General features: G+C 61.5%; 14 protein-coding genes and 1 pseudogene. 4 read left to right on the forward strand and 11 right to left on the reverse strand.

Annotation, left to right across the window (positions count from 1 at the left end):
* The first annotated feature begins 167 nt into the window (after positions 1-167).
* A complete protein-coding gene (locus tag HX899_RS24415; RefSeq protein WP_181293619.1) occupies positions 168-527 on the forward strand; it encodes a metalloregulator ArsR/SmtB family transcription factor in 360 nt (119 codons plus the stop codon).
* A 250-nt stretch (positions 528-777) separates the two neighbouring features.
* Here the strand turns inward: HX899_RS24415 and HX899_RS24420 are convergent, their stop codons facing one another.
* From HX899_RS24420 to HX899_RS24430, 3 genes are all read right to left on the reverse strand, one after another.
* The gene (locus HX899_RS24420) at positions 778-1,704 is read right to left on the reverse strand and encodes a carbohydrate kinase (RefSeq protein WP_138388264.1); all 927 of its coding nucleotides are present in this window, start codon (positions 1,702-1,704) and stop codon (positions 778-780) included.
* Between the two features lie 62 nt (positions 1,705-1,766).
* Complete coding sequence (locus HX899_RS24425) at positions 1,767-2,456, reverse strand: orotate phosphoribosyltransferase (RefSeq protein WP_138388265.1); 690 nt, start codon at positions 2,454-2,456, stop codon at positions 1,767-1,769.
* 71 nt (positions 2,457-2,527) lie between these two features.
* A complete protein-coding gene (locus HX899_RS24430; RefSeq protein WP_171599780.1) occupies positions 2,528-3,184 on the reverse strand; it encodes a TetR/AcrR family transcriptional regulator in 657 nt (218 codons plus the stop codon).
* Between the two features lie 100 nt (positions 3,185-3,284).
* Between HX899_RS24430 and HX899_RS24435 the strand changes: the two genes are divergently transcribed.
* The 3 genes from HX899_RS24435 (at position 3,285) to HX899_RS24445 (ending at position 5,692) form a co-directional block, all read left to right on the forward strand.
* Complete coding sequence (locus HX899_RS24435) at positions 3,285-4,109, forward strand: NmrA family NAD(P)-binding protein (protein WP_181293620.1); 825 nt, start codon at positions 3,285-3,287, stop codon at positions 4,107-4,109.
* Positions 4,097-4,594, forward strand: a complete 498-nt coding sequence (locus HX899_RS24440; protein WP_171599782.1) for a DUF1772 domain-containing protein — start codon at positions 4,097-4,099, stop codon at positions 4,592-4,594. The genes HX899_RS24435 and HX899_RS24440 overlap by 13 nt, the downstream gene beginning before the upstream one ends.
* Before the next feature lie 537 nt (positions 4,595-5,131).
* Positions 5,132-5,692: a hypothetical protein gene (locus HX899_RS24445; protein WP_138332379.1), complete on the forward strand. Its 561-nt coding sequence runs from the start codon at positions 5,132-5,134 to the stop codon at positions 5,690-5,692.
* 7 nt (positions 5,693-5,699) lie between these two features.
* Here the strand turns inward: HX899_RS24445 and HX899_RS35225 are convergent.
* The 8 genes and pseudogenes from HX899_RS35225 to HX899_RS24480 form a co-directional block, all read right to left on the reverse strand.
* Positions 5,700-5,899, reverse strand: a pseudogene (locus HX899_RS35225) (diguanylate cyclase domain-containing protein); the annotation flags it as partial.
* Between the two features lie 29 nt (positions 5,900-5,928).
* The gene (locus tag HX899_RS35230; protein ID WP_246697175.1) at positions 5,929-6,465 is read right to left on the reverse strand and encodes a glyoxalase superfamily protein; all 537 of its coding nucleotides are present in this window, start codon (positions 6,463-6,465) and stop codon (positions 5,929-5,931) included.
* 190 nt (positions 6,466-6,655) lie between these two features.
* On the reverse strand, positions 6,656-7,834 hold the full coding sequence (locus HX899_RS24455) for a GGDEF domain-containing protein (protein ID WP_171599784.1): 1,179 nt from the start codon (positions 7,832-7,834) through the stop codon (positions 6,656-6,658).
* Between the two features lie 179 nt (positions 7,835-8,013).
* Complete coding sequence (gene pyrC, locus HX899_RS24460; protein ID WP_138332377.1) at positions 8,014-9,060, reverse strand: dihydroorotase; 1,047 nt, start codon at positions 9,058-9,060, stop codon at positions 8,014-8,016.
* Between the two features lie 72 nt (positions 9,061-9,132).
* Positions 9,133-9,765 carry a nucleoside triphosphate hydrolase gene (locus tag HX899_RS24465; protein ID WP_181293621.1) on the reverse strand — a complete coding sequence of 211 codons (633 nt, stop codon included), beginning with the start codon at positions 9,763-9,765 and terminating at the stop codon, positions 9,133-9,135.
* Positions 9,762-10,544 (reverse strand): ATP-binding cassette domain-containing protein, encoded by a 783-nt coding sequence (locus tag HX899_RS24470; RefSeq protein ID WP_062945140.1) that lies wholly within the window; start codon positions 10,542-10,544, stop codon positions 9,762-9,764. The genes HX899_RS24465 and HX899_RS24470 overlap by 4 nt, the downstream gene beginning before the upstream one ends.
* Before the next feature lie 2 nt (positions 10,545-10,546).
* The gene (locus HX899_RS24475) at positions 10,547-11,611 is read right to left on the reverse strand and encodes an ABC transporter permease (RefSeq protein WP_138388278.1); all 1,065 of its coding nucleotides are present in this window, start codon (positions 11,609-11,611) and stop codon (positions 10,547-10,549) included.
* A gap of 155 nt (positions 11,612-11,766) precedes the next feature.
* The gene (locus HX899_RS24480) at positions 11,767-12,786 is read right to left on the reverse strand and encodes a sugar ABC transporter substrate-binding protein (protein WP_017958798.1); all 1,020 of its coding nucleotides are present in this window, start codon (positions 12,784-12,786) and stop codon (positions 11,767-11,769) included.
* Positions 12,787-12,925: the final 139 nt, after the last annotated feature.

The following is a 12,925-nucleotide window of genomic DNA, read 5'->3' on the forward strand; positions in this document are numbered from 1 at the left end:
CAAACTCCTTCCCATCGGGCGCATTCTCTACTTGAAGATCGCCTACCAATTCATTATTTAGGAAATTACCTAATTACCTTGCGCGAATGGAAGCAATTAAGCAATGCATTAATTCCTTAATTGATTAACGGATCAAGGCGATGATGCCGCTGGCACGGAGACCGGACTTGGACGAAGAGACTTTCGATGATGCCGTAGAAGGCCGCACCGTCAGCGCCGCCCAGCGGGTATTCCACGCGCTTTCCAGTGCGCCGCGCCGGAAGATCCTCGCCTATCTCTCGGCATCGGGTCTGACCGCTGGTGAGATCGCTGACCGCTTCAGCATGTCCAAGCCAGCCGTTTCGCAGCATCTTTCCATCCTCGAAGCTGCGGGTCTGATCAGACGAGAGAAACAGGGCCAGTTCGTCCACTACTCCCTGATCGAGAACAATCTTGTCAACACGCTTAACGGCTTCGTGCAGGAGGTCTGCCCGGTCGGTCGGCCGATCAAGAAGGAAAGCCAGGCGCGCACCCGCGCGAAAGAATAGGCTTGAGCAAGGGCAAATCCCGGGCTGGCGTGGCGTCAGAGCATGATGTCAATACGATGCCGGCCCGGTCGAAGCCCGGGACCCTCGCTCGAAAGTTGCCCCTCACCCTAACCCTCTCCCCGTAAACGGGGCGAGGGGACGTGGCCAACGCAACGTCAATGGAGATTGAGAGGCCGCGGGCATACCCCTTCGCCCCGCGAGCGGGGAGAAGGTGGCGGCAGCCGGATGAGGGGCGAAGCTGGCTTAAGTCTTAGAGGCCGATCTCACGTGCCCAGGGTGGATTGGCGCCGGCGCGGGAGACGGTGACGGCCGCCGCCTTCGCACCCAGCGCCAGGGCGTTGCGCAGCGCCTGCTCATCCAGCGAAGCGACTTGGCGCTTGGTCAGCAGATTATCCATCTTCAGCGACGCCAGGATGCCGGCATCGAAGGTATCGCCGGCGCCGACTGTGTCGACGACGGTGACGCGTTCGCTCGGCACCGTCACCTTGCGATCCTTGGTATAACCGGACGCGCCTTCCGCGCCTTTGGTGATGACGACGAGCTTGGCGCCGTGGTTCAGCCAGTGGGCGGCGAGCGCATCATGGTCGCCCTGCAGGCCGAACCATTCGAGATCCTCGTCGGAGAATTTCACGATGTCGGCTTTCGCGGCCATGCGCTTGATGCGGGCCATATGCGACGGCTTGTCCTTGATGAAACCCGGACGGATATTCGGATCGAGCGAGATGACGCGGCGAGCGGCTTCGCGGTCGAGCAGGGCTTCGTAGGTTTCGCCGCAGGGGCTGGGGATGAGGCTGATTGCGCCGAAATGCAGCGCCTCGCAATCATCACCGAGATCCGGCAGGTCGGCCGTGGTGATCATCCGGCCGGCCGTGCCCTCGTCGTAGAAGGCATAGGTCGCCTGGCCGTTCACCAGCTTGACGAAGGCGATGGTCGAGGGACGTGGTGTGATGGCGCACGGGCTGTAATCGACATTGCTCGCCTTCAGCGTCTCCAGCAGGATTTCGCCCATCATGTCATCGGCGATGCCGGTGAAGAAGGCGGTGGGAATGCCAAGGCGGCCTAGCGCGATCGCGGTGTTGAAGATCGCGCCGCCGGCATAGGGCGAAAAGCCCTTTTCGCCCAGCGTCGTGTCCCTCGGCAGCATGTCGATCAAGGCTTCGCCGCAGCACAAAATCATCGTATTCCTCCCAACAGCACTTATGCGTTCATCAACCGATTAAGCGAGCTTTTGTCAACTGGCTAGAGCGAAAGCTCACTAACCCCACCATTCCTTCCCGACCAGGCCAGCGGCGCATCGAGGAAGGCCTCGACTTCCGACAGCGTCTTGTCGTCGAAGAGCTTCTGCGCCTTGGCGACGGCCAGAACATTACGCCAGGTGGCGATGTGATGCAGCCTGACTTTGCCGTCGGCAAAGCGCTGTTCACCGAATATGCCGTAGAAGAACAGCGCGATGCCGTGATCGACGATGCCGCCGGCGGCGCGGACCGCTTCGATGAATTTGAACATGCTGCCGCCGGCTGTCGTCAGGTCTTCGATAACAAGCACGCGCGACCCTTCCGGCATGTTGCCTTCGATCTGGGCATTGCGGCCATGGCCCTTAGGCTGCTTGCGGACATAGATCATCGGCAGCCCGAGACGATCTGCCAGCAGGGCGGCGAAGGGGATGCCGGCTGTCTCGCCGCCGGCGATGCAATCGAACTGCTCGAAGCCGGCATCGCGCAGCAGGGTGCTGGCGGCGAAATCCATCACCGTCGAGCGGATGCGCGGGAAGGAGAGCAGCTTGCGGCAATCGATATAAACAGGGCTCGCCATGCCGGAGGAGAGTTTATAGGGCTGGGCGGCATTGAAATGCACCGCTTTGATTTCCCAGAGCATCTTGGCCAGCAATTCGGCCATCACGGCGCGGTCGGGAAATGTGGTCTGGATCATGCGGCTCTCCTTCGGCTTGGATCCTTGCGGGAATAGCAGCAAGAGCCCGCGGTTTCCAGACGAAAGGCGGGCTATTGCTGTAGCAGGCGGCCGATATCAACGATCTGCATCTTCTTGAATAGTGCGACTGCCTGAGCGCCCTCCTCGGCGTCCAGCGAAACGGCATAACGCACGGCGGCGGCAAGCAACTGCATCGTCAGCCGCGCGATCACGAGCAGTTCCTTGCGGTCGCGAACCGGCCACAGGCGGATAAGTACGGCGAGAAATGCCTGGGCATGAAATTCCATGTCCTCAGCATCGACCTGTTGCAGCAGCTTGTCGGTATGGGTCGCATGCCAGATGTCGCGCATGACAGGCTCGCGGCGGAAGAAGGCGTAATATTCGTCGACGATATTGGCGAGCGCCCCCTGCAGGGCCGTAGCGTCGGTCACCTTCGCCAGCTCCTCTTCGACGCACCGCCTGCCCTCTTCGTTGAAGCGCTCGGCCAATGTGCGGATGATCGAAGTCTTGTCGGGGAAATATTGGTAGAGGGCGCCGAAGGAGAGACCGGCCTTTTCGACGATCTCGCTCATCTTCAAGCCGTCGCTGCCATGGCTTTCGATCAGTTGCGAGGCAACGGCGAGGATCTTTTCGAAGCGCTCGCGGCCGCGCTGCTGGCTGGGGATGCGGCGCAGTTGGCCGGTGGACTCCTGCTGGCGCCTGCGCGTTGCGACCGGCTGTTCCGACATGCTCTCTCCTTTTCCACGTTGACAAACAAAATAAGAGAGATTATCTCATTTTGCAAATGAGAGAGTTTCTCTTGTTTTCAAGTTTGGGAGGAGTTTTGACATGCAGACTTCCGAAATCGTCCTCGTCGGTGGATCGGGAAAGACCGGCGGCCGCATCATCAAGCGCCTGGAAGCGCGCGGCCTCACCGTCCGCGCCGCATCGCGCTCCAGCGCACGGCCCTTCGATTGGGAGGACAGGTCGACCTGGCGCGGCGCGCTTGACGGCGCGTCGAGCGCCTATGTCGCCTTCCAGCCCGACCTTGCAGTCGCCTGGGCGGCGGAGGCGATCGAAGCGCTCGCCAAGGTCGCGGTGGAATGTGGCCTTGAGCATATCGTGCTGCTTTCCGGCCGCGGCGAAGAGGGCGCGCAGCGCAGCGAGGCGGCGCTGAAAGCGTCCGGCATAAACACCACCATCCTGCGCGCTTCCTGGTTCTGCCAGAATTTCAGCGAGGGCGCCTTTGTCGAGCAGATCCTTAGCGACCGCCTACAATTGCCGGCGGGCGAGATCAGCGAACCTTTCATCGATGCCGACGATATTGCCGATGCGGCGGTCGCCGCCCTGACCGATCCCGGCCACCGCAACAAGATTTACGAACTGACCGGCCCGCGGGCGCTGACCTTCCGCCAGGCGGTCGCCGAGATCGCTCAGGCCGCCGGGCGGCCGATCGAATATGAGCAGGTGTCGATGGCGGATTTCACCGGCGGGCTTGCGGCGGCCGGCCTGCCGCAGGGCCTGATCGAACTTCTGGAGGAGCTTTTCGGCCAGGTGCTCGATGGGCGCAACTCCGGCACCATGGGCGGTGTCGCCGAAATTCTCGGCCGCCCCGCCACCGATTTCGGCGAATATGCCCACCGGACCGCGGCAACCGGAATATGGAGCGCCTGACCATGCAGATCATTCTCATCCTCTCCCTCGTCGCCGCGGCGATCGGCAGCGGCCTCGTCGCCGGCATCTTCTTCGCCTTCTCGACCTTCATCATGACCGCCTTCTCGCGGATTCCGGCAGAGCAAGGCATCGCGGCGATGAACTCGATCAACGTGACGATCGTTCGCTCGTCCTTCATGGGCCTCTTCGTGCCGACGGCGATCCTCTGCATCATCATCGCCGTGCTCGCCCTGATCGACTGGCGCGGCGGGGCATCCTTTCTGATGCTGGCGGGTGCAGCCCTCTATGTCTTTGCCTCTTTCGTCTCGACCATCGTCTTCAACGTGCCGATGAACGATGCGCTGGCAAAGGTCGGCGGCAATGGGACGGAAGCGGTTCAGCTCTGGGCCACCTATGTCAGGGACTGGACGTGGTGGAACCATGTGCGGACCATCGCCTCGCTACTCGCCTCGGTGGCCTTCGTGCGGGCGTTGATAATCGTTTGAGAAGCAAGCGGAAGAGCTGGCCGCTCCAGCTTATTTGCCAGCATCCCGGCTCCGGAAAGAGCGCCAGGCTGAGATCACAGCGAGCAACAAGAACAGCCCTGCCAAACCAGCCCACAGAGAGCCGCCTTGCGTCAGGTTGTTACCGTCGGGAGTGAGGCAACTGGATAGGGTCTGCGATATGCAATCCCGGAACTTCCAGTACCTTTCATAGAATAACCATCCGAAAAAAATCGACAGAAACGCTAAAATCAGGACCGAAACACATTTCATCCGGTTCCCACCCTGCCGACCAGGACTCATTTCCATTGAAACAACGTAGATGGTGTGACTGTAAGTTCCAAGGACGGAGATGCAAGCGCCGACATCCATGGGAGCGCCATCATTGTAGTTTGTCGTTGGTGTATAAAGGGGTTCCGCGACCTCTTAGACGCAGCCAAAATGGTTTTTTCTGCCCTGATCGTGCCCCCTTGAAGCCGCTAGCCGAAATGTGCCACAGAGTGATTGACAGGTTGCGATGTAAAGAGCGGTACGTTGTCCATGGGGTCGAAGGAAGAGAGTGTCAAATGGCCGCTCGGCAAACCGGGCCGGATCCTTCTGACCATGTTGCTTTTGCCGGGTGTACTTTCCATTTTCGTCCAGATATCCGGCTTTAACTTTCTGCCGTCAAACGAGTGGATCTCCAAGGCGGCCCTTCCTGCTCTCGCCGTCGGCGTGGTCTCTGCGGCATTGCCGTTTTGGCTCATTTTGAAGAGCAGGCGCGAGATCGACGGCGTGAGGAAAGGTTTCGGCCTGCTAATCGCTCCGATCGCTGGTTATTTCTTCGGAAAGCATCTCGTCATCATCGCAGTGCCGATGCTATTCGCCTTTATCGCTGGCCATCTGGTGGAGCTTTCTTTCACCGTCGTCGACGCCCATGAAAGGGGTAGCAAAAAATGTCGGTCACCGGTTCAGGTCGAAGGGGTTCCGATGCTATTCGACGAAATTTGCCGTGTCCCTGAGAACATCAGGCGAGAACTTGGACCGGGACAGCGGATCGCCGTTTCGGGCCGAGGCACCAGTCGGGGTGTCTTTGTGGAAAGTCTGCGCCGGGTAGATTGAAGAAACGCCGCGCCTCGAAGGCTTTCCGGATGAGCTCGGCGGCGAGCTCGGCCCGGCGGGGCATGATCTCCGTCAGCACCAGCGCAAACTCTTCGCCGCCGAGCCGGCCGCGGTATCGCCGGGGCGGCAACGGGCCGTCAGTTCATCGGCGAAGACCTGGAGCACGCGGTCGCCGGCGGCCTGGCCATAGCGGTCGTTGATCGATTTGTCACCTATAAGCCAAGCTGCGCTGACGACTACGTCTGCTCGCAAAAGGCGATGCGGTTGCTGAAGGGGTCGGTGACGGTCATCTCCAGTCCCCACGGCGCTTGCTCGACGCCGGGCTTCATGTAGCGGTAGTCCTTGCCTGAGAGTTCGGCGTGATAGGCCCGCACATTGGCGACGCGGACGAAGGCCTTGGCGCCGGGGCTGGCGTCGCCGGAATGTTCGCTGAGGTGCAGCGCCATGCCGTCGCGCGAGACCTGGCAATAGAGCGGGAAGTTTTCGCCGAAGCGGTGCTCCCAATCGAGATGGAAGCCGAGAAAGCCGCAATAGAACTCCATGGCCTTTTCGACCGAGAAGATGCGGAAGATCGGCATCGGCGGCTCGATGCCGATGGCAGAGGGGTTAGCCCCTGCCGCATCGATCTTTGCCGAGAGGATATTCCATTGATCGAGCCCGAACTGCCGGGCGACGATTTCGAGCGCCTCGCTGTGGGTGAGCGAAATGTCGCGGTCGGCAAGGGCCTGCCGCAATGTCTTTGCCATGAGCTTGGCATCGCGAAAATCGCGCATGATGTCATCCTTCCGTTGGCGGCAAACAGGAAGATCAGTGCCCGCGTCTGCTGACCCGTTCGCCATCGATCGCCAAACGGCAAGGGATGTGAAGGATGTTGTCTGGATGCATTCACCATAACGCAGAAGCGTCGCGGGGCGGCTGGCCGCATCCGGCCGAGGACAATATTATGAGAGGGCCGGTCAGGAATCAAGACGCAGTGCGCGTTGCCTCGACGGGAACCGCCTTGAGGTAGCTGGCAAGCTCGACCCGGTTGCGGCCGGCGCGCTTGGCGACGTAGAGCGCCTTGTCGGCGGCACTCAGCATGGTGTCGAAATCCAAGTTCTTCGAACGGCCGGGGGCGACGCCGACGCTGACCGTGCATGTCAGCACCTCGTCGTCGATATGGATCTCGCGCGCCTCGAATGCCCGGCGGATACGCTCGGCCGTGAGTTCCGCCCGGCCGGGCATGATCTCCTTCAGCACCAGCACGAATTCCTCGCCGCCGAGCCGGGCAGCGGTGTCGCCGGTGCGGCAATGGGCCGAAAGTTCGCCGGCAAAGACATTGAGGACGCGGTCGCCGGTGGCATGGCCGAAGCGATCGTTGACGGATTTGAAATGGTCGATATCGAAGACGATGACGGCCGTGGTCGTTCCCATCGGGCGCGTGCCGTATTGGTCGAAAAGGGCGCGGCGGTTGAGCAGGCCGGTCAGCGGATCGGTGATCGCATCGAGGCGATGGCGGGCAGCGAGCCGCCATTGATGCAGCGCCAGCGACAGCGCGCCGATCCCGGTCATGCCGGCGATGCAGACGGCAAGGCTCAGATCTTCGGCCCAGTTGCTGGGGGCTTTGCCGAGCACCAGCTTGCCGTCTGATATCAGCACCGCGGCGCAGAGAAAGAAGGAGATCGCCGTCAACGTATAGAGCGCTGTGATGCCGAGAAGCGGCGCCGGTGCTTCGGCACGGGCGAGCCAATATTGCCGGGCGGTGGCAAAGAGCAAAAGGGCGATGGCGAGATTGTCGGCGATGAAGGCCAGGCCGTCATAGCCTGACAGCATCGGCACGACGGAGAAGACCATCGCCGCAAGCGCGCGGATCGCGATGGCGAGGAGAGACACCCGGCCGGTGAGGAATTGTTTGCCGGCGCCCCAGATGGTGGCAAAACCGGCATGAAACAGCACGAAATTGGCGACGCCCAGCCATTTCTCCGGCGTATTGACATAAGCGCTATAGACGAAAATGCCGCTGACGACGAGGACAAGGCCGACAGTGGCGGTCAACAGCACGGTTTCTGCGCGACGGACAAGCCAACTGCCCATCAGCGTCACCGCCAGGCAGGCCGCGGAGACGCCGAGCGCCAACAAGAGGGAGTTATAGTCAAGCATCATGCTTTCAGTCTCCGCGACTGCAGCCGCGCCGGATGATGTCGGCAGCTCATGGGGTCGGTGCTGAGGAATGTCTTATGCATCCGTTAACAAATGATGCACCGCACAATACAAATGTTACGCGTTTAACGTTACGCCGGAATTTAGGATCAAAAATCTATTTAAAATTGAAATCTGAAAGATTACGCCTGCTGCACCACCTGCCAATGCAGGGGAAACATCGGATCGAACACCGTCACGGGACCGGCGCCAGTTTCAATCCTCGCGGGAAAGACAACCGGCTCGGCCTGCCTCGACAGGGTGATGCGCTCCTCGTTCGGCTGTAGCCCGTACCAGGCCGGCCCGTTCAGCGACACGAAGGCTTCGAGCCGCTCCAGCGCGCTTTCCTGTTCGAAGACATGGGCGAGGCAGCTCATCGTATTGACCGAGGTATAGATGCCGGCGCAGCCGCAGGCGCATTCCTTCAGCGGATCGACATGCGGCGCGGAATCCGTGCCGAGGAAGAAGCGCGGGTCACCGCTGACGGCCGCCGCACGCAGGGCCAGCCGGTGGTTTTCACGCTTGGCGACCGGCAGGCAATAATAATGCGGGCGGATGCCGCCGACGAGGATGGCGTTGCGGTTGATGATCAGATGGTGGGTGGTGATCGAGCCGGCGAGATTGCCCCTGGCCGCCTTGATGTAATCGACGCCATCGGATGTCGTCACATGCTCCATCGTCACCTTCAGCTCCGGCAGGCGCTGCCGCAGCGGATCGAGCACGGTCTCGATGAAGACGGCCTCGCGATCGAAGATATCGACCTCCGGCGTCGTCACCTCGCCATGGACGCAAAGCGGCAGGCCGATCTTTGCCATGCGCTCCAGCACCGGCATCGCCTTTTCCATGTCGCGCACGCCGCCATGCGAATTGGTCGTGGCGCCAGCCGGATAAAGCTTGACGGCGGTGATGAGGCCGCTGTTCTTCCCCTCCTCTACGTCATCGGGGCTGGTATGTTCGGTGAGATAAAGCGTCATCAGCGGCCGGAAGCGATGACCGTCCGGCAAGGCCTTGAGGATACGCTCGCGATAGGCCTTGGCGTCAGCTGACGTGACGACCGGCGGCACGAGATTGGGCATGATAATGGCGCGGGCGAAGGTGCGGCTCGTATCGGCGATCACGCCTTCCAGCATGGCGCCGTCGCGCAGATGCAGGTGCCAGTCATCAGGACGGCGGATGGTGATCGATTGCATGGCAGGCCTCCGAAGCGATGCGTCTGCAGCCTCGATAGCACTATCTTTTACATGAAAACAATCGCCGCGGCATCACGCCAGCGCGATCTCCAGCGTCACGTCGGCAGGGCGGCGGTTTTCGAGGATCAGCCGGCCGTTCGGCAGGTCGTTGCCGTAGACCTTGGCGTTGGCAGCTTCCTCGGTCAGATTATAACCGCGCCAGCGATCCCAAAGGCGCTCTTCCAGCACCTCGATTGGTGGGGCGAGCATGATCGTGTAGTCGAATATGCCGTCAAGTTCAGCCCATTTGCCCTGCGTGAAGAGCAGATAGTTGCCTTCGATGATGATGAAACGATCCCCGGGAGCGATCGGGCGGGCAGAGGCAATCGCAAGCTCGCGCGAGCGGTCGAAGACGGGGACGAGAACTTCCTGATCTGCGGGGCGAACCGCGCGAACTATATCCAGGAAGCCACGCACATCGAAGGTTTCGGGAATACCCTTGCGGGCAAGCAGGCCACGTTCAATGAGAATGGCATTGTCCATGTGGAAACCATCCATGGGCAGCACCGCGACACTCTCGCCTTTCGCCTTCAGGGCGTTGGCCAGATTGTCGGCCATGGTCGATTTGCCGGCACCCGGCGGTCCGGCGATGGCGACCAGGAAACGCCTGGAATGGCCGGCGCGGTCAAGCACCTCGCCGGCGATTTCATCGATGCGTGCGTTCATGCGGCGACGGGCTCCGTCGGCACCGCCTTGGCGCCGGTCATGAAGGCGACGGCGTCGGACATGGTGTATTCCTTCGGATCGATCACCGTCAGCCGCCGGCCGAGGCGGTGAATGTGGATCCGGTCGGCCACCTCGAAGACATGCGGCATGTTGTGGGAGATCAGCACGATCGGCAGGCCGCGGGCCCTGACGTCGAGGATCAGTTCCAGCACGCGGCGGCTTTCCTTGACGCCGAGGGCCGCCGTCGGTTCGTCCATGATGATGACCTTCGAGCCGAAGGCGGCGGCGCGGGCGACCGCAACACCCTGGCGCTGACCGCCGGAGAGCGTTTCCACCGCCTGGTTGATGTTCTGGATGGTCATCAGGCCGAGTTCGGTGAGCTTGTTGCGCGCCAGCTTTTCCATGGCCGGCCGGTCGAGCATGCGGAACATCGAGCCGAGCAGGCCAGGTTTGCGGATCTCGCGGCCGAGGAACATGTTGTCGGCGATCGACAGCGCCGGCGACAAGGCGAGATTCTGATAGACGGTCTCGATGCCGGCGTCGCGCGCCTCCATCGGCGAGCGGAACTGCACCTGCCGGCCTTCGAGCGTGATCACCCCCTCGTCCGGGGTGACGGCGCCCGATATCGCCTTGATCAGCGAGGACTTGCCGGCGCCGTTATCGCCGATGACGGCGAGGATTTCACCCGGATAGAGGTCGAAATCGGCATTATCGAGCGCGGTCACGCGGCCATAACGCTTGACGAGACCGCGGGCGGTGAGAAGGGGTTCGCGAGCCATGATTACACCGAAACCTTTCTGATCCACTGATCGATGGCGACGGCGGCAATGATCAGCACGCCTGTCAAAAGGACTTTCCATTGCGGGTCGGCGCCGAGCATGTTGAGGCCCATCGAGACGACGCCGACGATCATGGCACCGAAGAGCGTGCCGAGAATGGAGCCGCGGCCGCCGAACAGCGAGATGCCGCCGATCACAGTCGCGGTGATCGCCTGGAGGTTAAAATCGGTGACGGCAGAGGACGGCGAGATCGAGCCGTTGCGGCCGATCGAGACCCAGGCCGCCAAGCCGGCAATGACGCCCGAGATGGCGTAAACGGTCAGCAGCACCTTCTTGGTCTGAATGCCGGAGAGCTTGGCCGCCTCCGGATCATCGCCGACGGCATAGACATGCCGGCCCCAGGCGGTGTGATTGAGAACATACCAGAGCACCAGGACGAGCAGCACCATGGCGATGACGCCGAGGGTGAGCACGGCGCTGCCGAGCTTGAAGCTCACGGCGAAAAGATGCAGCAGCGGCGCCTTTTCGTCGACGTCGGTGTCGCGGATCGTCTCATTGGCGGAATAGATGAAATTCGTCGCCATGACGATGTTCCAGGTGCCGAGCGTGACGATGAAGGGCGGCAGCTTCATGTAGGCGACGAGGAAGCCGTTCAGCAATCCGCAAAGGCCGCCGACAAGCATGCCGGCTGCGACCGCGATCGGCGTCGGTATGCCGTAGGTGATCGCGACATTGCCCATGACGACGGCCGAGATCACCATGATGACGCCGATCGAAAGATCGATGCCGGCCGTCAGGATGACCAGCGTCTGGGCGGCGCCGAGAATACCGACGATGGCGATCTGCTGCAGGATCAGCGTCAGCGTATAGGACGAGAAGAACCGTCCGCCGATCGTCATCCCGAAGATGACGATCGCCAGCACCAGCACGATCAGCGGCACGGCGGCCGGCGTCGAGTGCAGAAAATGCTGCGCGCGCTTGATCAGCGAGACTTTCTCGTGCTCGAAGGAGGCAACGCTCTTGTCGCTGCCGTCGAGGACACGTTCGAATTCCTGTGTTCCGGTCATGGTTCCTCCTCCGCATCCGCGCGCCGAACTCGCGCGGGGGCCGTCACCGATATCCATCCGGTCTTTGATTAGCCGGTTCGTGAGGCGACGGAACATCGTCCGTCGAAAACGGCCGGGGATCAAGCCCCGGCCGGTCTGCTTTCAACAATCAGGGCTCAGCCCCAGCACTTGTCCGTGCCTTCCTTGGTGTCGATCGACTTGACGCCGGAAACCGGCTTGTCGGTGACGAGCGAGACGCCGGTGTCGTAGAAGGACTTGCCTTCGGTCGGCTTCGGCTTTTCACCATTGTCGGCGAACTTCTTGATCGCTTCGACGCCAAGGGCTGCCATCATCAGCGGATATTGCTGCGAGGTGGCGCCGATGACGCCTTCCTTGACCGACTTCACACCCGGGCAACCGCCGTCGACCGAGACGATCAGCACGTTCTTTTCCATGCCGACGGCCTTCAGCGCCTGATAGGCGCCGACAGCGGCCGGCTCGTTGATGGTGTGGATGACGTTGATGCTCGGATCCTTCTGCAGAAGGTTTTCCATGGCCTTGCGGCCGCCTTCTTCATTGCCGTTGGTCACGTCATGACCGACGATACGAGCATCGTCCTCGTCGCCGATCTTGTTCGGGTCCTTCGGATCGATGCCGAAGCCCATCATGAAGCCCTGGTCGCGCAGAACGTCGACCGTCGGCTGCGACGGGGTCAGGTCGAGGAAGCCGACCTTGGCATCCTTGGCCTTGTCGCCCATCGTTTCCTTGGCCCACTGGCCGATCAGCTTGCCGGCGAGCAGGTTGTCGGTGGCGAAGGTGGCGTCGGCGGCATCGGCCGGCTCGAGCGGCGTGTCGAGAGCGATGACCAGCAGGCCGGCTTCACGCGCCTTCTTGACCGAAGACACGATGCCCTTGGTGTCGGAAGCAGCAATCAGGATGCCCTTTGCGCCATCGGCAATGCAGCTTTCGATCGCGGCCACCTGGCTTTCGCTGTCACCGTCGACCTTGCCGGCATAGGACTTCAGCGAGACGCCGAGTTCCTTGGCCTTGGCGGTCGCACCTTCCTTCATCTTGACGAAGAAGGGGTTGGTGTCGGTCTTGGTGATGAGGCAGGCAGCAACGTCAGCCGCCATGACAGGAGCGGAAAAGGTGACACCAAGCGCGAGCGCGCCGAAAGCGAGAACAGATTTCTTCATGGAACTCCTCCCAGAGTTTGCCGGCGCCGCCCCTGCGGGGCCGGAAGCTTAAGATATGACACTTCGCCGTGGATCGCTAATGCCTCCCAGCGGTCCCGTGCCCTTGACGACGGCAATTAAGAGCGAAAAGAAATTGGCT

Origin of the sequence: Rhizobium sp. WYCCWR 11146 (assembly GCF_013591995.1) — a bacterium.
In the GTDB taxonomy this organism is placed as follows: domain Bacteria; phylum Pseudomonadota; class Alphaproteobacteria; order Rhizobiales; family Rhizobiaceae; genus Rhizobium; species Rhizobium indicum.

Bases quoted from the DNA above. Each gene is read 5' to 3' on its own strand.
- HX899_RS24470 (WP_062945140.1), bottom strand. From the start codon at position 10,544: ATGGCTCGCGAACCCCTTCTCACCGCCCGCGGTCTCGTCAAGCGTTAT.
- HX899_RS24465 (WP_181293621.1), bottom strand. From the start codon at position 9,765: ATGAACGCACGCATCGATGAAATCGCCGGCGAGGTGCTTGACCGCGCC.
- HX899_RS24475 (WP_138388278.1), bottom strand. From the start codon at position 11,611: ATGACCGGAACACAGGAATTCGAACGTGTCCTCGACGGCAGCGACAAG.
- HX899_RS24420 (WP_138388264.1), bottom strand. From the start codon at position 1,704: ATGATTTTGTGCTGCGGCGAAGCCTTGATCGACATGCTGCCGAGGGAC.
- HX899_RS35230 (WP_246697175.1), bottom strand. From the start codon at position 6,465: ATGCGCGATTTTCGCGATGCCAAGCTCATGGCAAAGACATTGCGGCAG.
- HX899_RS24430 (WP_171599780.1), bottom strand. From the start codon at position 3,184: ATGTCGGAACAGCCGGTCGCAACGCGCAGGCGCCAGCAGGAGTCCACC.
- HX899_RS24480 (WP_017958798.1), bottom strand. From the start codon at position 12,786: ATGAAGAAATCTGTTCTCGCTTTCGGCGCGCTCGCGCTTGGTGTCACC.
- HX899_RS24440 (WP_171599782.1), top strand. From the start codon at position 4,097: ATGGAGCGCCTGACCATGCAGATCATTCTCATCCTCTCCCTCGTCGCC.
- HX899_RS24445 (WP_138332379.1), top strand. From the start codon at position 5,132: ATGGGGTCGAAGGAAGAGAGTGTCAAATGGCCGCTCGGCAAACCGGGC.
- HX899_RS24425 (WP_138388265.1), bottom strand. From the start codon at position 2,456: ATGATCCAGACCACATTTCCCGACCGCGCCGTGATGGCCGAATTGCTG.
- HX899_RS24435 (WP_181293620.1), top strand. From the start codon at position 3,285: ATGCAGACTTCCGAAATCGTCCTCGTCGGTGGATCGGGAAAGACCGGC.
- pyrC (WP_138332377.1), bottom strand. From the start codon at position 9,060: ATGCAATCGATCACCATCCGCCGTCCTGATGACTGGCACCTGCATCTG.
- HX899_RS24455 (WP_171599784.1), bottom strand. From the start codon at position 7,834: ATGATGCTTGACTATAACTCCCTCTTGTTGGCGCTCGGCGTCTCCGCG.